This window comes from Blautia sp. MSK20_18 (genome assembly GCF_020553125.1).
Taxonomy (GTDB): Bacteria; Bacillota; Clostridia; order Lachnospirales; family Lachnospiraceae; genus Blautia_A; species Blautia_A fusiformis.
In genome coordinates this window covers 19,822-36,728 of record NZ_JAJCGR010000003.1, presented here as the reverse complement: position 1 = coordinate 36,728, position 16,907 = coordinate 19,822, and the positions used below count along the sequence as shown (strand labels likewise).

Annotated in this window: 16 protein-coding genes and 1 riboswitch; of the genes, 10 read left to right on the top strand and 6 right to left on the bottom strand. The window is 44.8% G+C overall.

Annotation, left to right across the window (positions count from 1 at the left end; all coding sequences use genetic code 11):
* Window positions 1-3: 3 nt before the first annotated feature.
* From folP to LI091_RS02700, 5 genes are all read right to left on the bottom strand, one after another.
* Window positions 4-810 carry a dihydropteroate synthase gene (folP, locus tag LI091_RS02720; RefSeq protein WP_015524933.1) on the bottom strand — a complete coding sequence of 269 codons (807 nt, stop codon included), beginning with the start codon at window positions 808-810 and terminating at the stop codon, window positions 4-6.
* A gap of 11 nt (window positions 811-821) precedes the next feature.
* The gene (locus tag LI091_RS02715) at window positions 822-1,298 is read right to left on the bottom strand and encodes an HD domain-containing protein (RefSeq protein WP_021651470.1); all 477 of its coding nucleotides are present in this window, start codon (window positions 1,296-1,298) and stop codon (window positions 822-824) included.
* On the bottom strand, window positions 1,298-1,855 hold the full coding sequence (gene folE / locus LI091_RS02710; protein ID WP_015524935.1) for a GTP cyclohydrolase I FolE: 558 nt from the start codon (window positions 1,853-1,855) through the stop codon (window positions 1,298-1,300). The genes LI091_RS02715 and folE overlap by 1 nt, the downstream gene beginning before the upstream one ends.
* A 144-nt stretch (window positions 1,856-1,999) precedes the next feature.
* Window positions 2,000-2,096: riboswitch (THF riboswitch) on the bottom strand.
* Between the two features lie 219 nt (window positions 2,097-2,315).
* On the bottom strand, window positions 2,316-2,591 hold the full coding sequence (locus tag LI091_RS02705; protein ID WP_015524936.1) for a hypothetical protein: 276 nt from the start codon (window positions 2,589-2,591) through the stop codon (window positions 2,316-2,318).
* The gene (locus LI091_RS02700; protein WP_022426549.1) at window positions 2,588-2,944 is read right to left on the bottom strand and encodes a hypothetical protein; all 357 of its coding nucleotides are present in this window, start codon (window positions 2,942-2,944) and stop codon (window positions 2,588-2,590) included. Before LI091_RS02700 ends, LI091_RS02705 begins: the two co-directional genes overlap by 4 nt.
* Before the next feature lie 106 nt (window positions 2,945-3,050).
* On the opposite strand from LI091_RS02700, the gene LI091_RS02695 reads away from it, so the two are divergent.
* Window positions 3,051-3,185 carry a hypothetical protein gene (locus tag LI091_RS02695; protein ID WP_021651468.1) on the top strand — a complete coding sequence of 45 codons (135 nt, stop codon included), beginning with the start codon at window positions 3,051-3,053 and terminating at the stop codon, window positions 3,183-3,185.
* Window positions 3,186-3,204: 19 nt separating this feature from the next.
* Here LI091_RS02695 and LI091_RS02690 read toward each other — a convergent pair whose 3' ends face one another.
* Window positions 3,205-3,504 carry a hypothetical protein gene (locus tag LI091_RS02690; protein WP_015524939.1) on the bottom strand — a complete coding sequence of 100 codons (300 nt, stop codon included), beginning with the start codon at window positions 3,502-3,504 and terminating at the stop codon, window positions 3,205-3,207.
* 174 nt (window positions 3,505-3,678) lie between these two features.
* Here LI091_RS02690 and LI091_RS02685 point away from each other — a divergent pair, with 174 nt between their 5' ends.
* The 9 genes from LI091_RS02685 to LI091_RS02645 all read left to right on the top strand — a co-directional run bounded on the left by LI091_RS02685 (window position 3,679) and on the right by LI091_RS02645 (window position 16,749).
* Window positions 3,679-4,947 (top strand): cell wall hydrolase, encoded by a 1,269-nt coding sequence (locus LI091_RS02685; RefSeq protein ID WP_179976481.1) that lies wholly within the window; start codon window positions 3,679-3,681, stop codon window positions 4,945-4,947.
* 77 nt (window positions 4,948-5,024) lie between these two features.
* Window positions 5,025-5,513, top strand: coding sequence for a ribonuclease HI (gene rnhA, locus LI091_RS02680; protein WP_114002518.1), 489 nt, complete (start codon window positions 5,025-5,027; stop codon window positions 5,511-5,513).
* Between the two features lie 612 nt (window positions 5,514-6,125).
* The gene (tyrS, locus tag LI091_RS02675; protein WP_148447839.1) at window positions 6,126-7,352 is read left to right on the top strand and encodes a tyrosine--tRNA ligase; all 1,227 of its coding nucleotides are present in this window, start codon (window positions 6,126-6,128) and stop codon (window positions 7,350-7,352) included.
* Window positions 7,353-7,438: 86 nt separating this feature from the next.
* Complete coding sequence (alaS, locus tag LI091_RS02670) at window positions 7,439-10,081, top strand: alanine--tRNA ligase (RefSeq protein ID WP_265190769.1); 2,643 nt, start codon at window positions 7,439-7,441, stop codon at window positions 10,079-10,081.
* A gap of 165 nt (window positions 10,082-10,246) precedes the next feature.
* On the top strand, window positions 10,247-10,423 hold the full coding sequence (rpsU, locus tag LI091_RS02665) for a 30S ribosomal protein S21 (RefSeq protein ID WP_004222305.1): 177 nt from the start codon (window positions 10,247-10,249) through the stop codon (window positions 10,421-10,423).
* Window positions 10,424-10,503: 80 nt separating this feature from the next.
* The gene (gene cls / locus LI091_RS02660; RefSeq protein WP_265190768.1) at window positions 10,504-12,078 is read left to right on the top strand and encodes a cardiolipin synthase; all 1,575 of its coding nucleotides are present in this window, start codon (window positions 10,504-10,506) and stop codon (window positions 12,076-12,078) included.
* Window positions 12,079-12,179: 101 nt separating this feature from the next.
* A complete protein-coding gene (gene miaB / locus LI091_RS02655; RefSeq protein ID WP_129975873.1) occupies window positions 12,180-13,607 on the top strand; it encodes a tRNA (N6-isopentenyl adenosine(37)-C2)-methylthiotransferase MiaB in 1,428 nt (475 codons plus the stop codon).
* Window positions 13,608-13,839: 232 nt separating this feature from the next.
* On the top strand, window positions 13,840-14,151 hold the full coding sequence (locus tag LI091_RS02650; RefSeq protein WP_129975875.1) for a metal-sensing transcriptional repressor: 312 nt from the start codon (window positions 13,840-13,842) through the stop codon (window positions 14,149-14,151).
* A gap of 36 nt (window positions 14,152-14,187) precedes the next feature.
* A complete protein-coding gene (locus tag LI091_RS02645; RefSeq protein WP_265190767.1) occupies window positions 14,188-16,749 on the top strand; it encodes a heavy metal translocating P-type ATPase in 2,562 nt (853 codons plus the stop codon).
* The last annotated feature ends 158 nt before the right edge of the window (window positions 16,750-16,907 follow it).

Below are 16,907 nucleotides of genomic sequence, written 5' to 3'. Positions count from 1 at the left end.
CTCCTAACGTCCCAGAATAGCTTCTGTCATCTGGATGACGCGTTTATTTTCTTTGATGTCATGAACACGGACAAATGCACAACCCTTCATAACACCGATCACCGATGTGGCAAGAGTTCCCTCTACACGCTGATCTACAGGAAGATCAAGGGCAAGTCCGATCATGGATTTTCTGGAGGTACCAAGAAGCACCGGATATCCCAGCTTCCGGAAAAGCTCCAGATTATCCATGGTCATCAGGTTCATCTCATATGTTTTACCAAATCCGACACCAGGATCAAGGATGATCTTATCATCGGCAATACCGGCACGTTTGGCAATATTGACACATTCCTGGGTTTCTGCCAGCATATCCACAATAAAATTATTGTATTCAGTATTATCTTTGTTATGCATCAAACAGCAGGGAGCTTGATATCTGGCAATGACAGGAGCCATTTCAGGATCATATTTCAGTCCCCAGATGTCATTGATAAGATCTGCTCCGTGTTTCAGGGCTTCTTCCGCAACACATCCCTTATAGGTATCTACAGAGATGGGGATATCAAAACGCCCTTTTACTGCTTCGATAACAGGAAGAATACGCTCGATCTCCTCCTGTGCATCAACCGGTGTATGTCCCGGACGTGTGGATTCCCCACCGATATCAAGAATATCAGCACCTTCGGCGATCATAGCTTCTGTATGTTTCAGGGCATGATCCATATCGTTCCATTTTCCGCCATCTGAGAAAGAATCCGGTGTGACATTTAGGATACCCATAATATATGTTTTGTTTTTTACATCAAACTCACGATTTCCGATTTTCATGGAAAAACCTCCTAATATTGGATCGTCATATTTTTTTTAGCAGGAGACCAGTAACATTCCGGCTCTGCTTTACAGGAAAAACAGTTTCTGGAGCTTTTGTCCGCAGTATAGAGCAGTTTTCCAAGAACTGTCGGATCCGTCTGAGCTCTGTGACCACGTATTGCCGCAATGATTGCTTCCATTTCTTCCATAGAAAATCCAAGCTCGTTTAAGATCTGTCCTGCGATAGCAGCACCGGCCTCATCATGAGGAGTGCCATCTTCATACTGTCTGGCCCGTCCGATATCGTGAAGAAGGGCAGTACAGTAGATCAGTTCCTTTGAAACAGGAGCATTTTCCTCAAGTGCCCGGATATAGGCAAGGCGTGCCACATCCAAAAAATGCTCCGGTGTATGTCTGCAGAATTCACGGTCAGTCTCCAGAAGCTGAAGCTTATTAAGCTCATTCTGATAGAGCGGATGATTCCAGATCTGATTCACTCTGTCCATCAGTCCTTGACCATAGCAAGGAACTGTTTCTGAAGCTCCATATTTTCTTTAAATTCACCTCTGGTAACAGTCGTAACCGTTTTGCTTCCCGGCTTTTTGATCCCACGCATGGTCATGCAGGTATGCTCCGCTTCCAGCATAACCATGATTCCCTTAGGAGCGAGAACACGTTCCAGCGCATCTGCGATCTGCACAGTCAGACGTTCCTGGATTTGCGGTCTTCTTGCATACACATCAACGGTACGGGCCAGCTTGCTTAAGCCGGTAACCTTGCCATTTGGGATATATGCGATATGAGCTTTTCCGTAAAAGGGCATAAGATGATGTTCACACATGGAATAAAAGGTAATATCCTTTTCCAGAACCATTTCATTGTTCTCTACATGAAACTGTTTCTGAAGATGTTCATCCGCTTCATTATCAAGTCCGCCATAAATTTCCTCGCACATGCGGGCGATACGTTCCGGAGTTCCCTGCAGTCCCTCTCTGTTTACATCCTCGCCGATTCCCTCGAGAAGAAGCTTGATCGCCTCTTCAACTTTTGCTTTGTCTACCATAAATAACAACCTCCATTTGTTAAAAAAATCACGTTTTTCGGAGACTGTCTCTTTTATTTTTGCGCATAAAAAAAGATATCTCCAATTGTAATAGAACGTATGTCGAAAAAGCCCTACACAATATGAGATATTCTCTTATATTGCTGCAACGGGTGCGGATTTCATACCGTAAGACGTACTTTTCGTTCTGGCGACAACTCCCCATTCGCCAAACACTTGACGCATAAAATCCTATTTTGCATATCATTCATTTCACGGACAAGTATACCATATACTGATATAAGAAGAAAGGGAAAATGATAAAAAAATATCACAAAAATAGGGAATATGTTCTATGAATTATGCGATAGAATCTATGGATATGTCAGATTTTTGCAGATTATATTCCGACAAATATAAAAAGAATTACAAAGTAGAAAATCCCGGAACAGAAAACCGCTGTTCCGGGATCACAGAGCTGTTAATGACGTATCATTTTCATCAGATTCACAATTCTGTCAAGCTTAGCTGCCTCTGCCGGACTTTTCCCCATTTTCAGAACTTCTATGATAGTGGAGATCTCATCAGAGCTGAAATTTAAGCCCGCATTTTTTCCTTTAGAAGCTGCGCCCATGATAAAAGGCAGAAGTTCGGACGGATTTTTCCCCAATCCCTGATCTGCCAGACCCTGAAGCATGGAAAGCTTCTGAGGGTCCATTCCGGAAAGCCGGGGATTATTTTTCCAGTCATCACTCATGGATTCTCACCTCCTGACGAATCTTCATTCATGATCTGAAGCATCTGGATCGTAGCCATAAGACTGGTGATATGATCGATCTGACGGCGATTTTCTCCGCCACAGCACTTACGGATATCCTGCAGCATTTCCAGAGGATCGGTGCCGGAAAAACCGGTAGCCTGCAGATCGGCTGTTCTACGGCTGCTTTGAAAAAGCGACATGGTATTCCGAAGTTCCCGGACTTTCGTATACACAGATAAAAACCGCTGCCCGGAAGAAGGAAGGTACGGGATCATAGCCTTAAGCATCTGATCCTGGTCACTTTCCACCATTTCATCCAGAGCAGTACGTGCGATAGGCTCCTGTTCCATAAAAAAATCCTTTTTCCTGAAATCTATGAATTTGCAGAAAGAAATATGACAGAAATCTTCTCTGGTCATATTATATATAGAAGAAATTTTTCAAAGGAATATGATTATGGAATCTGAAAAAAAACAGGAACTTGTCATTGATGGAAATTCTTTTTATGAGATAGATCTGAAATGTCTGAAAGAGAAAAAACAGAAACAGGAGGAAGCAGAAAAACGGCAGCAGAAAAGGCAGAGGAAATGACCTCTGCCTTTTCAAAAGATCAGCAGCAATTGTTGCAGCCGCATCCATTTCCGCACAAAAGCAGAAGAAGGATGATGATCCAACAGCTGTCGTTGCAGCCGTTGTTATTACAGCCACAGCCACTGTTGTTTCCACAGCAACACATCAGACAGATGATCCAAAGGATACAGGAGCAGCTGTTTCCACCGTTTCCAAACAGGGAATTTCCGCAGCCATTATTACAGCCACAGTTATTGTTACATCCACATCCTGTGCTACATCCGGAATCACAACCACATCCGCAATCACATCCACAATTGGTAGCCGCTAAGTCACTCATCGATAAGTCCTCCAGCAAATTTTATTTACACTTCATCATATGGCAGGAGTCCGTCCACAGTTACAAAAAAGTTGACAGTGTTTATTCATTACGATATAATAAACGAAATGTAACATTTTTGTAATTTTTGAGACAAACTAGCTTTTATATCTAAAACAGGAAATGGGGAAAATTATGAAGAGTTTCAGAACAAAAAAATGGCTGAAGGGTCTGATGCTTGCTATGCTGCTGATCGTGGGAAGCACAGTCTTTTCTGCTTCTGCAAAAGAGGTACAGGCTGCCACTGCAGGCTTTAAAACTATCGATGGAAAAACATACTACATAAAAAGTGATGGGAGCAAGCAGAAAGGCTGGCTGACCCTGGGCGGATACAAGTACTACTTTAACACAAAGACCGGAGTACAGGTAAAGGGCTGGATGAAGGTCAATGGCAAATATACCTACTATTTTACAAAAGGCAAGGGTGTTATGGCAACCGGCTGGATGACAGATTCCAAAGGCCATAAGCGCTATTTCAATCCCAAAACAGGTAAGCTTACCACAGGCTGGGTAAACTGCAGCAAGGGAAGGAAACGTTATTTCACAAAAGGCGGAGGCATTATGGCAACCGGCTGGCTCACCAACAGCAAAGGGCAGAAACGTTATTTTTACAAAACTTCCGGTTATATGGCAACCAAATGGGTAAAAAACAAATCCAAAAATATCAGCTACTATTTTGCCACCAGTACCGGTTATATGTATACTGGTCTGAAGACGATCAATCAGAAGAACTATTATTTTAAATCCAACGGTGTCATGGCAGTAAGTACCTCCGTGACAGTGAATGGAATTACATACTCCATCGCAGCAGACGGAGTGGCCACTGCGAAGACTACCAAACCAAATCTAAATGTCAGCAATGGAGATGTCAAAGTTTACGATACCAAAAACAGCAGATATTACACTATGGTAAAAGAATATAAGAGCCATCCTGGAATAGCCAACGGCAAGACATCCGATGAAGCACTGCTGGCCGCACTTTGCGAATCGGAGGCAGGCGATCAGGGCAAGATCGGAATGGAAGCAGTAGCACTTTGTGTTCTGAATCGTACGATCAAATCAGACAAGGAATTTCCATCTACGATACGAGGTGTGATCTATGAGAATATCGGAAGCAGCACAACCCCACAGTATTCTGTAGTGCGGAACGGGGCCCTTCTCAAACGTCTCAATGGTCAGTTTGAAAACCGTACTCTTGCTTATCAGGCTGCAAGAGAAGCAATGACTATTTTCAATAAACATGTCACTTCCGGCAAAGCCAGAACACTCAGAGGATTTAAACAGAAAGATTTTAATTATATGTATTTCATGATGACCAGCTATTTCTGGAACCAGAATCTGAATTTCAGCAAAGTGAAATATGAAACTTATAAAGGCCATACATTTTTTGTAGACTGGGTATAAGCAACATAGTCTCCGGCAGTAAACTTTGAACAAACAGGCGTATGGACATAAAATTGAAAATTTAAGGAGAAGCAAATATGCAGGTGAAAATCTATACGGATGGTGCAGCCCGGGGAAATCCGGATGGACCGGGAGGCTACGGAGCAGTTCTTCAGTACATCGATACCAAAGGCCAGTTACATGAACGTGAACTGTCCAGAGGCTACAAAAAAACCACAAACAACCGGATGGAGCTGATGGCAGCCATCGTAGCACTGGAAGCACTGAACCGCCCCTGCCAGGTGGATCTGTATTCCGATTCCAAATATCTGGTAGATGCTTTTAATCAGCACTGGATCGATTCCTGGCTAAAGAAAAACTGGAAACGTGGAAAAAACGAAGATGTGAAGAATGTAGATCTCTGGAAACGCCTTTTAAAGGCCAAGGAGCAGCATCAGGTAAGCTTCCACTGGGTTAAGGGACATGCAGATAATCCGTTAAATGAACGGTGTGATCAGCTTGCCACATCAGCGGCAGACGGCAATGACCTTTACGTAGATGAAGGAATAAATGGCTTACAGAAATAAAAGTTCCACTTATCACTCACAGAAAACCCGAAACATACCGCGCGAATTTATGCGATCAGCGTAAATTCTGTGCATCGCGAAGCGTGTTACTGAGAACAGAGTAAAAAGTAACATTCTGCCACTTTAAGTTGTCAAAGCAATATTAAAATTTCTTGACAAACAAAAAAGCAGTTTGTATACTTCATATAGTATAGTAAAAGGCTTGGAAGGGAAAAAGTAGCTTGAGGAAAACCCCACAGAGAGCAGCCGGCAGGTGAGAGGCGCAGGGTAGAACTTTTGTGAATACATCCCGGAGCTGCGCACCGAATCGGAACTTGATACTGTAAATTATAAACTTTATAATAATAGCGTATTATAGATAGGCTGCGACGGAATGGCACCCGTTATTGTGCTGAAGTGGTTTTATATCTTGATATATATGGATATAACGGGATGTAGATTCACTTTATGAGGCAGGAAATGCGAGTTTTCTGTAAATTTAGGTGGTAACACGGGACCCGGTTCTCGTCCTAAACGGACAGGAACCGGGCATTTTTATTTTTTACGCTGATACTGTAAATTATAAACTTTAATAAAAGCGTAAACATAAAAGCTATACAGGAGGAAAGAACAATGACAGTTTGGGAAGAACTGAAAGCACGTGGCCTGATCGCACAGGTTACAGACGAAGACGAGATCAAAGAGATGGTAAATAACGGAAAAGCCACATTTTATATCGGCTTTGACCCCACAGCAGACAGCCTTCACGTAGGTCACTTCATGGCTCTTTGCCTGATGAAGAGACTGCAGATGGCAGGAAACCGTCCGATCGCCCTTCTTGGCGGCGGAACAGGAATGATCGGTGACCCTTCCGGAAGAACCGATATGCGTCAGATGCTGACCAAGGAGACCATCCAGCATAATATTGACTGCTTTAAGCAGCAGATGAGCCGTTTCATCGATTTCTCCGATGGAAAAGCTCTTATGGTAAACAACGCAGACTGGCTTATGAACCTTAACTATGTAGAGCTTCTCCGTGAGGTAGGTGCTCACTTTTCCGTAAACCGTATGCTGACAGCAGAGTGCTACAAACAGCGTATGGAGAGAGGCTTAAGCTTCCTGGAATTCAACTACATGATCATGCAGAGCTATGACTTCTACATGTTGTACCAGAAATACGGCTGCAACATGCAGTTCGGTGGTGATGACCAGTGGAGCAACATGCTTGGCGGAACCGAGCTGATCCGCCGCAAACTTGGCAAGGATGCCTATGCCATGACTATCACACTGCTTCTCAACTCTGAAGGCAAAAAGATGGGCAAGACACAGTCCGGAGCTGTATGGCTTGATCCGAACAAGACATCCCCGTTTGATTTCTACCAGTACTGGAGAAATGTGGATGATGCAGACGTTATCAAATGTATGCGTCTTCTTACCTTCCTTCCGCTTGAAGAGATCGACGAGATGGCAAAATGGGAAGGCAGCGAGCTGAATAAGGCTAAAGAGATCCTTGCATACCAGCTGACAGAACTTGTACACGGCGAGGAAGAAGCTAAGAAAGCACAGGAAGGTGCCCGCGCACTGTTCTCAGGTGCAGACACTTCTCATATGCCAACAACCGAGCTTGCAGAAGAGGATTTTGACGAGGAAGGAAAGATCGATCTGATCACACTTCTTGTAAAAGCAGAACTGGTACCAAGCCGTTCCGAGGGACGCCGTGCGATCCAGCAGGGTGGTGTATCCATCGATGGTGATAAGATCACAGATATCTATCATACTGTTGAGAAAGATGCTTTTGCAGGAGACGGAATCGTTCTCAAGCGAGGCAAAAAGAAATTCAAAAAGATCTGTGTAAAATAATTTCCCATATCTGTGACATTTCCGGGATAAAGCTACGGCATTCCGGAAATGCTGACAGGTAGGGTTGACACAAGGAGGATAACAACATGAAAAAATACGGAGTGAACGAACTTCGTAAGATGTTCCTTGACTTTATGGAGAGCAAGGGCCATCTTGTAATGAAAAGCTTTTCCCTGGTTCCTCAGGGAGATAAGAGTCTTCTGCTGATCAATGCAGGTATGGCTCCGCTGAAACCATATTTTACAGGTGCTGAGAAGCCGCCAAGAACAAGAGTGACAACCTGCCAGAAATGTATCCGTACCGGAGATATCGAAAATGTAGGTAAAACCGCACGTCACGGTACTTTCTTTGAAATGCTTGGTAACTTCTCTTTTGGTGATTACTTCAAGAAAGAAGCCATCCACTGGTCCTGGGAGTTTCTTACCGAGGTTGTAGGGCTTGATGCAGACCGTCTCTACCCATCCATTTACCTGGATGATGATGAAGCCTTCGATATCTGGAACAAAGAAGTAGGGATTCCGTCTGAACGTATTTTCCGTTTCGGAAAAGAGGACAACTTCTGGGAGCACGGCGCAGGTCCATGCGGTCCATGTTCTGAGATCTACTATGACCGTGGTGAGAAATACGGCTGTGGAAAACCAGGATGTACCGTAGGTTGTGACTGCGACCGTTACATGGAAGTATGGAACAACGTTTTCACACAGTTCGAGAATGATGGAAACGGAAACTATACAACACTGAAACAGAAAAACATCGATACTGGTATGGGTCTTGAGCGACTTGCTGTCGTTGTTCAGGATGTAGATTCTATTTTTGATGTAGATACAATCTGTGCACTTCGTAATCTTGTATGTGAAATCGCACATAAAGAATATGAGAAAAATTATGCAGACGATGTTTCCATCCGTCTGATCACAGACCATATTCGTTCCGCAACATTTATGATTTCCGATGGAATCATGCCGACAAATGAGGGACGTGGATACGTTCTCCGCCGCCTGATCCGCCGTGCGGCACGTCACGGACGTCTTCTTGGCATCGAGGGAACTTTCCTTGCAAAATTAAGTGCACAGGTAATCGAGAGCTCCAAAGCCGGATATCCGGAACTTGAGGAGAAGAAAGAGTTCATCTTCCGTGTACTGACAAATGAGGAGAATCAGTTCAACAAGACCATTGATCAGGGACTTCGTATCCTTTCCGACATGGAAGAGGATATGAAAAAAGCAGGTGAAAAGACTCTTTCCGGTGACAACGCATTCAAGCTTTATGATACGTACGGATTCCCTCTTGACCTTACAAAAGAGATCCTTGAGGAAAAAGGCTACGGCATTGACGAGGAAGGCTTCCAGAAAGCAATGGAGGAACAGAGAGTCAAGGCACGTACTGCCCGTGAAGTAACCAACTATATGGGTGCAGACGCAACCGTATACGATGATATTGATGTAAACGTAACAACAGAATTCGTCGGCTACGATCATCTTACCTTTGATTCCAAGGTTACTGTCCTTACCACAGAAACAGAGATCGTAGATTCTCTCACAGAGGGACAGAAGGGTACCGTATTTGTAGAGCAGACTCCTTTCTATGCAACAATGGGTGGACAGGAAGGTGATACCGGTGTGATCGAGACTGCAAACGGTAAATTTGTTGTTGAGGACACCATCAAACTCCGCGGCGGTAAATTCGGCCACGTAGGACATATGGAATCAGGTATGATTTCCTCAGGTGAGACAGTATCCCTGAAGGTAAACGAAGAAGCAAGAAAAGATACCGAAAAAAACCACAGTGCAACACATCTTCTTCAGAAAGCACTGAAGACCGTTCTTGGTTCCCACGTAGAGCAGAAGGGTTCTCTGGTAACTCCGGACAGACTTCGTTTTGACTTTGCTCATTTTCAGGCTATGACAGCAGAAGAACTCCAGGCAACAGAAGAGCTTGTAAACAAAGAGATCCAGGCAGGGCTTGATGTTCATACAGATGTCATGGATGTGGAAGAAGCCAAGAAATCCGGAGCAATGGCTCTTTTTGGTGAGAAATATGACCAGAAGGTACGTGTAGTATCCATGGGAGACTTTTCCAAAGAGCTCTGTGGTGGTACTCATGTAAAGAATACAAGCTCCATCATGCTCTTTAAGATCGTGTCCGAATCCGGTATCGCAGCTGGTGTACGCCGTATTGAGGCACTTACCGGCAAAGCAGTTATCGAATACTACAGAAAGCAGGAAGAGCTTCTCCATGAGGCTGCAAAAGCATTAAAGGCCAATACAGCCGAGGTTGTAGAAAAAATCAGTCACCTGCAGGCTGAGGTAAAGGCTCTTCAGAGCGAAAATGAATCTCTCAAGAGCAAAGCTGCCCAGAGTGCACTTGGCGATGTCATGGATAAAGTTGTTGAAGTAAACGGCGTAAAACTTCTTGCAGCCAAAGTTGAGGGCGTTGACATGAATGGCCTGAGAGACCTTGGTGACAAACTGAAAGAGCAGCTTGGCGAAGGAGTTGTCCTTCTTGCAGCAATAAACGGCGGCAAGGTAAATCTCCTTGCAATGGCGACTGACGCAGCTCAGAAAGCAGGCGCCCATGCAGGAAATCTGATCAAGGCTGTAGCAGCCATCGTTGGCGGTGGCGGCGGCGGACGTTCGAACATGGCACAGGCCGGCGGAAAGAATCCGGAGAAGGCACAGGAAGCTATGGACGCAGCAGCAGGAATCCTTGAAAAACAGCTCACAAAATAACAAAATTGTGCGTGATCTACAATTTTGACATTTTTTTCATAAAAATCGAAAAAGATGTTGACGAAACCACATGTTATGCTATATAATAACACTCGTGCAAGAAAAATACCCAGACAGTTGTATTTTAGCACAATCTACAACTGGAGGGAGGTTAGGTGTGAGTCTATGTCAAACGTTATCGTAAAAGAGAACGAGACTTTAGATAGCGCTCTTCGCAGATTCAAGAGAAGCTGTGCTAAGGCGGGAATCCAGCAGGAAATCCGTAAGAGAGAGCATTACGAGAAGCCAAGCGTTCGTCGTAAGAAAAAATCTGAAGCCGCAAGAAAACGTAAATATAATTAATTGTGCGCAAAAATCCCTGGCTGTATGGTCAGGGATTTTTAATTAAATAGAAACAGGAACGTTTGACGAAGGAAAGAAATATGAATTTGTTTATTAAACTGATTATCAAACCATTGCGATCGCTCCTTAAATTATTATTTAATCGAATTTTTTATGTAGCTCTGGCTCTTGTTGTGCAGCTGGCATGGCTGCTGATCGCCCTTTTCCGGCTTATGGAATACTCCAGATGGGTGACGATCGGAATGCAGGCCATAGGTTTTCTGGTTGTTCTGTGGATCGTAAATAAAAAGATCAATCCATCTTATAAGCTCGCCTGGACGATGCTGATCCTTATTTTTCCGGTATTTGGTGTTTCCCTGTACCTTCTTTTCGGTAAGTCACGGATCGGCGCTGTAATGGAGCAGCATTATCAGAATCTTATTGATGAAACAGCAGAATACCTGGAAGGCTCAGAGCTTACAAGAAAACGTTTAAACGAGGATGACCGTTCCATGAGAATCCAGTCGGATTACATCTGGCAGTATTCAAGATATCCGGTTCACGAGAATACCACAGCAGAGTATTTTCAGGTAGGAGATGATATGTTTCCGGTTCTGGTGCATGAGCTGGAGCAGGCAAAGCATTTTATTTTTATCGAATATTTCATCATAAATGACGGGGTAATGTGGCAGACGATCCTTAATATCCTTGAAAAAAAGGCTAAAGAAGGAGTGGATGTCCGACTGATCTATGATGGCTTCGGCTGCCTTACCACATTGCCATACAAGTATGATCAGGAGATGCGCCGGCGAGGAATCAAATGCGAAGTATTCAACCGGTTCCGTCCGATTCTTAATATAATCCAGAACAACCGTGACCACCGTAAGATCTGTGTGATCGATGGCTGGACCGGTTTTACCGGCGGTATCAATCTGGCGGATGAATATATCAACCAGAGGAACCGTTTTGGCCACTGGAAGGATACAGCCGTTATGCTGAAAGGAGAAGGCGTCTGGAATATGACAGCTATGTTCCTATATATGTGGGGAATCGTTACCAGAACAGATACTTCTCTTGATTTCGGAAATTATGTTCCGCACAGGTGGCACCCCAACGAATTTCCGGGAAACGGTTATGTCCAGCCATTCTGCGATTCCCCCCTGGACGATGAGATCGTAGGAGAGAACGTTTATCTTAATATTATCAATCGCGCCAAAAACTATGTTTATATCTGCACACCATATCTGATCATAGATAATGAGATGATGACCGCCCTGTGCCTCGCTGCAAAAAGCGGTGTGGATGTGCGAATCATGACACCAGGTATCCCGGACAAAAAAATGGTCTTCCTGCTGACACAGTCTTATTATAAACAGCTTCTGGAAGCAGGTGTAAAGATCTACGAATACCAGCCGGGATTTTTACATGCAAAATCTTTTGTCTGTGATGACAAAGTAGGCGTCGTAGGAACCATAAATCTGGATTACCGAAGCCTTTATCTGCATTTTGAAGATGGTGTCTGGATGTATAAGAATGATGTGATCCTGGACATCCGGGATGATTTTACAGAAACCCTGGAGTACTGTGATCCCATTGATCTGGCATTCTGCCAGAAGAGAAATATTGTGGTACGTGCCATTCAGAACGTACTGAGAGTTTTTGCACCGCTATTATAAAAACTCTTTGACAGACAACTGTAAATTCTGTATGATATATCAGACGGGAGTTCAATGCTCCCGTCTGATATTGTCTAAAGAAAAATAATTTATAGATACATATGAAATTTTTAGTTATTGGAGGAATTGATTTGAGCCAGAACAAAGAAACAGAGATCCAGCTTCAGTACATTGAAAAATGTAAAGAGCTTCTTGCCAAAAGCAGTACGAAACGTCCCACCTTCCACATCCAGAATGAAGGATGCCAGATGAACTCCATCCAGACAGAGTCTATTGCGGCCATCATGGAAAAAATGGGATATGAAATGGTAGATACCGAGGATGCTGATGCAGTTGTATTTAACACCTGCACAGTCCGGGAAAATGCCAATCAGAAGATCTATGGACATCTTGGACATTTAAAGAGCATCAAACGGGAGCACCCGGATATGAAGATCGTACTGTTCGGATGTATGATGCAGGAGCATCACGTAGTGGAAAAGATCCGCAAGGATTATAAATATGTAAATCTTGTATTCGGAACCCATAATATCCACAAATTCCCGGAGCTTTTTTACCGGACGCTGCAGACCGACGACCAGATCATTGATATCTGGAAGGAATCCGATGAGATCGTAGAGGGCATGCCAACTTCCCGCAAATACTCCTTCAAAACAGGAGTCAGCGTAATGTTTGGCTGCAATAACTTCTGCAGCTACTGCATCGTTCCTTATGTCCGCGGCCGCGAAAAGAGCCGCGAGCCACAGGCCATCATCCGCGAGATCGAGGAACTGGTCGCAGATGGCGTTACTGAGATCATGCTTCTTGGCCAGAATGTAAACTCCTACGGTAAAACTCTGGAAACACCGGTGACCTTTGCAGAACTTCTGAAAGAAGTGGAAAAGATTGAAGGGCTGAAGCGTATCCGTTTTATGACTTCCCATCCGAAGGACCTGTCCGATGAGCTGATCCAGACCATGGCAGAGAGCCAGAAGATCTGTCACCATCTGCATCTTCCGCTGCAGTCCGGAAGCAGCAGAGTCTTAAAGGAAATGAACCGCCGTTACGACAAGGAGAAATATCTGGAGCTGGTAAATAAGATCCGTAAGGCGATCCCGGATATTTCGCTGACAACAGATATCATGGTCGGATTTCCGGGAGAAACAGAAGAAGATTTCCAGGAAACACTGGATGTTGTAAGAAAAGCAAATTACGATACTGCCTTCACATTTATTTATTCCAAACGAAGCGGAACCCCTGCAGCCGGCATGGAAAATCAGGTGCCGGAGGACGTGGTAAAAGACCGTTTCAGCCGTCTTCTTACCCTGGTACAGGAAAAGGGCCGGGAAAATTCCTCCCGTTTCCAGGGAACCATTCAGGAAATCCTGGTAGAAGATGAAAACCGTGAGAAGGGTACTCTTACTGGCCGTACCCAGCATAATCTTCTGGTTCATTTCCCGGGAGAAAAAGATCTCATCGGCAAATATGTAAAAGTAAGCCTGGATACCTGCAAGGGGTTCTATTATTTCGGACATATCGTGGAAGAGTAGAATTATAGACAAGTCCCCACCCAATGCTTATTGCTTTTCGCAACCCCGTTGGGGACTTACCTGATTCGGCTAATTATAAGTTTATATTGCCCGCTCATTGCCATTATCGGATGAGCGGGCTTTTTTATTATAAAAATACTGTTTCTATTGACAAATACCCCATAAGGGTATATATTATTCCATATAAATAGGATACCCCATGAGGGTATTTATGGGAAAGGAGAGACAGCTTATGTCTGAAAAGAAAGTCTGTCCCTGCTACTGTGAAAAACACACTGCACGCTCAGAAGAGGAGAAAAAAAAGCTGATCAACCGTCTGAAACGTATTGAAGGCCAGATCAGAGGCATTATAGGAATGATGGAGAATGATGCCTACTGTAATGATATCCTGATCCAATCTGCCGCAGTCAATGCTGCAGTGAATGCGTTTAATAAAGAGCTGCTTGCCAGCCACATCCGCACCTGCGTTGCCCGGGATATCCGGGAAGGTAAGGATGAGACCATTGATGAGCTGGTAGCAACCCTCCAGAAGCTGATGAAATAAAGGGACAAACTGGATTTTAGGAGGTACTGAAAGAAAATGGAACAATATAATGTAACTGGTATGAGTTGCGCCGCCTGCTCTGCCCGTGTGGAAAAAGCCGTATCAAAAGTTCCGGGGGTAAATAGCTGTTCCGTCAGCCTTCTGACCAATTCCATGGGAGTTGAGGGAACCGCTTCATCCGGCGAGATCATTGCCGCAGTGGAAGCCGCCGGATATGGTGCATCCTTAAAGGGCGGAGCTGCCGGAGCAAAGATTTCCATGTCTGCGGCAGAAGAAGCGCTGGAAGATCATGAAACTCCAATCCTAAAGAAACGCCTTATCACATCCGTGGGATTTTTGCTGGTGCTGATGTATTTCTCCATGGGGCACATGATGTGGGGATGGCCACTGCCGAAATGGTTTGACGGCAATCACGTAGCCATGGGACTGGTACAGCTGCTCCTAGCTGGTATCATCATGGTGATCAACCAGAAATTTTTCATCAATGGATTTAAGAGTCTGTGGCGCCGTTCCCCAAATATGGATACTCTGGTAGCTCTTGGCTCCATGGCATCCTTCCTGTGGAGCGTCTATGCATTGTTTGCCATGACAAGAGCACAGGTAGATGGAGATTCTGCTGCAGTTATGAATTACATGATGGATTTTTATTTTGAATCTGCAGCCATGATCCTCACACTGATCACCGTAGGAAAAATGCTGGAAGCCCGTTCTAAAGGAAAGACAACGGATGCACTTAAAAGCCTTATGAAGCTGGCACCCAAAACTGCGGTCGTGGTACGAAAGGGACAGGAATTTACCGTTCCTATTGAGCAGGTTCAGAAAGGAGAAACCTTTGTCGTCCGCCCGGGAGAGAATATTCCGGTGGACGGAATGATCCTGGAAGGAACCACCGCAGTCAATGAATCCGCACTGACCGGCGAGAGTATCCCGGTTGATAAAGAAACCGGAGATATGGTTTCTGCGGCAACTGTGAATCAGTCCGGATTTATCAAATGCGAAGCGACCAGAGTGGGAGAGGATACCACCCTTTCCCAGATCATCAAAATGGTCAGTGATGCGGCAGCCACCAAGGCACCGATCGCAAAGATCGCAGACCGTGTTTCCGGTGTGTTTGTACCGGCAGTGATCACAATCGCAGTGATCACAACGATCATCTGGCTTCTTGCAGGACAGACCTTCGGTTATGCTCTGGCAAGGGGGATTTCCGTTCTTGTCATCAGCTGCCCCTGCGCACTTGGCCTTGCAACACCGGTTGCCATTATGGTCGGCAACGGTATGGGTGCCAAAAACGGAATCCTTTTCAAAACAGCTGTTTCCCTGGAGGAAGCAGGAAAAGTCCAGATCGTCGCTTTGGATAAAACCGGAACCATTACAAGCGGTCAGCCGGAGGTAACAGATATTCTCCCGGCTGAGGGAGTTACAGAAACAGAGCTTCTCTCTCTGGCCTGTGCACTGGAGAAAAAAAGTGAACATCCACTGGCAAAGGCAGTTCTCAAAAAAGCCGAGAAAGAGAACCTTGCCACAGGTGAAGTAACCGGCTTCCAGGCACTTCCGGGAAACGGACTTTTCGCTATACTTGGAAGTGACAAACTGACAGGCGGAAGCCTGAAATTTATCAGCAGCCAGACAAATGTTTCCGCAGACCTTAACAGGAGAGCCGAGCAGATTGCAGAGCAGGGAAAAACGCCCCTTCTTTTCACACGAAACGGTAAACTTCTGGGAATCATCGCAGTTGCGGATGTGATCAAGGAAGACAGTCCCCGTGCAGTAAAAGAGCTTCAGAACATGGGAATCCGTGTAGTTATGCTTACTGGTGACAATGAGCGTACCGCAAAAGCCATCGGAGCTCAGGCAGGAGTTGACGATGTGATCGCAGGAGTTCTTCCGGATGGAAAAGAAAGTGTGATCCGCGCTCTGAAGGAGCAGGGAAAGGTTGCCATGGTCGGTGACGGTATCAACGACGCGCCGGCACTTACAAGAGCCGATATCGGAATTGCCATCGGTGCAGGAACAGATATTGCCATTGATGCGGCAGATATCGTTCTGATGAAGAGCCAGTTAAGCGATGTTCCAGCGGCAGTACGTTTAAGCCGCGCCACACTTCGGAATATCCATGAGAATCTTTTCTGGGCATTTTTCTACAATATAATCGGCATTCCCCTTGCAGCAGGTGTCTGGATCCCACTTTTCGGATGGACCTTGAATCCGATGTTCGGAGCTGCGGCCATGAGTCTTTCCAGCTTCTGTGTTGTAACAAATGCACTGCGTCTGAATCTGTTTCAGATCCACAATGCAGCCAAAGACAAAACGATCAAAAATCCGGTAACATTACACATCAGTCATGATGAAAATATAAAAGAAGAAAAGGAGAACAAAACAATGGTAAAGGTAACGGTCAATGTAGAAGGAATGATGTGCGGACACTGTGAGGCACACGTAAACAAAGCCATCCAGGCAGCTTTCGGAGCAGAAGACGTAGTTTCTTCCCACGAGAACGGAACAACTGTATTCTCTGTACCTGAGAAGGTTGACGAGGCAAAGGTTGAAGAAGTGATCAAGGAAGCCGGTTACGAGTTTAAGGGAATCACCCAGGAATAAACCGGATTTTTAAACCACATATTTGCCAAATGGCCAAAAGAAACAGTTCTGTAAAAGCGGAGCTGTTTCTTTTGTCTCATACAGAAAAAATTTTCCACTTCTATAAATCCGGCTAATATCTTTATAGTTTATTCTGAAAAAGCAGGATTATCCGCCAA

What these genes read in the sequence shown, in the direction of transcription:
- folP (WP_015524933.1), bottom strand. Translation starts at nt 810, where the DNA reads ATGAAAATCGGAAATCGTGAGTTTGATGTAAAAAACAAAACATATATT.
- LI091_RS02715 (WP_021651470.1), bottom strand. Translation starts at nt 1,298, where the DNA reads ATGGACAGAGTGAATCAGATCTGGAATCATCCGCTCTATCAGAATGAG.
- folE (WP_015524935.1), bottom strand. Translation starts at nt 1,855, where the DNA reads ATGGTAGACAAAGCAAAAGTTGAAGAGGCGATCAAGCTTCTTCTCGAG.
- LI091_RS02705 (WP_015524936.1), bottom strand. Translation starts at nt 2,591, where the DNA reads ATGAGTGATGACTGGAAAAATAATCCCCGGCTTTCCGGAATGGACCCT.
- LI091_RS02700 (WP_022426549.1), bottom strand. Translation starts at nt 2,944, where the DNA reads ATGGAACAGGAGCCTATCGCACGTACTGCTCTGGATGAAATGGTGGAA.
- LI091_RS02695 (WP_021651468.1), top strand. Translation starts at nt 3,051, where the DNA reads ATGGAATCTGAAAAAAAACAGGAACTTGTCATTGATGGAAATTCTTTT.
- LI091_RS02690 (WP_015524939.1), bottom strand. Translation starts at nt 3,504, where the DNA reads ATGAGTGACTTAGCGGCTACCAATTGTGGATGTGATTGCGGATGTGGT.
- LI091_RS02685 (WP_179976481.1), top strand. Translation starts at nt 3,679, where the DNA reads ATGAAGAGTTTCAGAACAAAAAAATGGCTGAAGGGTCTGATGCTTGCT.
- rnhA (WP_114002518.1), top strand. Translation starts at nt 5,025, where the DNA reads ATGCAGGTGAAAATCTATACGGATGGTGCAGCCCGGGGAAATCCGGAT.
- tyrS (WP_148447839.1), top strand. Translation starts at nt 6,126, where the DNA reads ATGACAGTTTGGGAAGAACTGAAAGCACGTGGCCTGATCGCACAGGTT.
- alaS (WP_265190769.1), top strand. Translation starts at nt 7,439, where the DNA reads ATGAAAAAATACGGAGTGAACGAACTTCGTAAGATGTTCCTTGACTTT.
- rpsU (WP_004222305.1), top strand. Translation starts at nt 10,247, where the DNA reads ATGTCAAACGTTATCGTAAAAGAGAACGAGACTTTAGATAGCGCTCTT.
- cls (WP_265190768.1), top strand. Translation starts at nt 10,504, where the DNA reads ATGAATTTGTTTATTAAACTGATTATCAAACCATTGCGATCGCTCCTT.
- miaB (WP_129975873.1), top strand. Translation starts at nt 12,180, where the DNA reads ATGAAATTTTTAGTTATTGGAGGAATTGATTTGAGCCAGAACAAAGAA.
- LI091_RS02650 (WP_129975875.1), top strand. Translation starts at nt 13,840, where the DNA reads ATGTCTGAAAAGAAAGTCTGTCCCTGCTACTGTGAAAAACACACTGCA.
- LI091_RS02645 (WP_265190767.1), top strand. Translation starts at nt 14,188, where the DNA reads ATGGAACAATATAATGTAACTGGTATGAGTTGCGCCGCCTGCTCTGCC.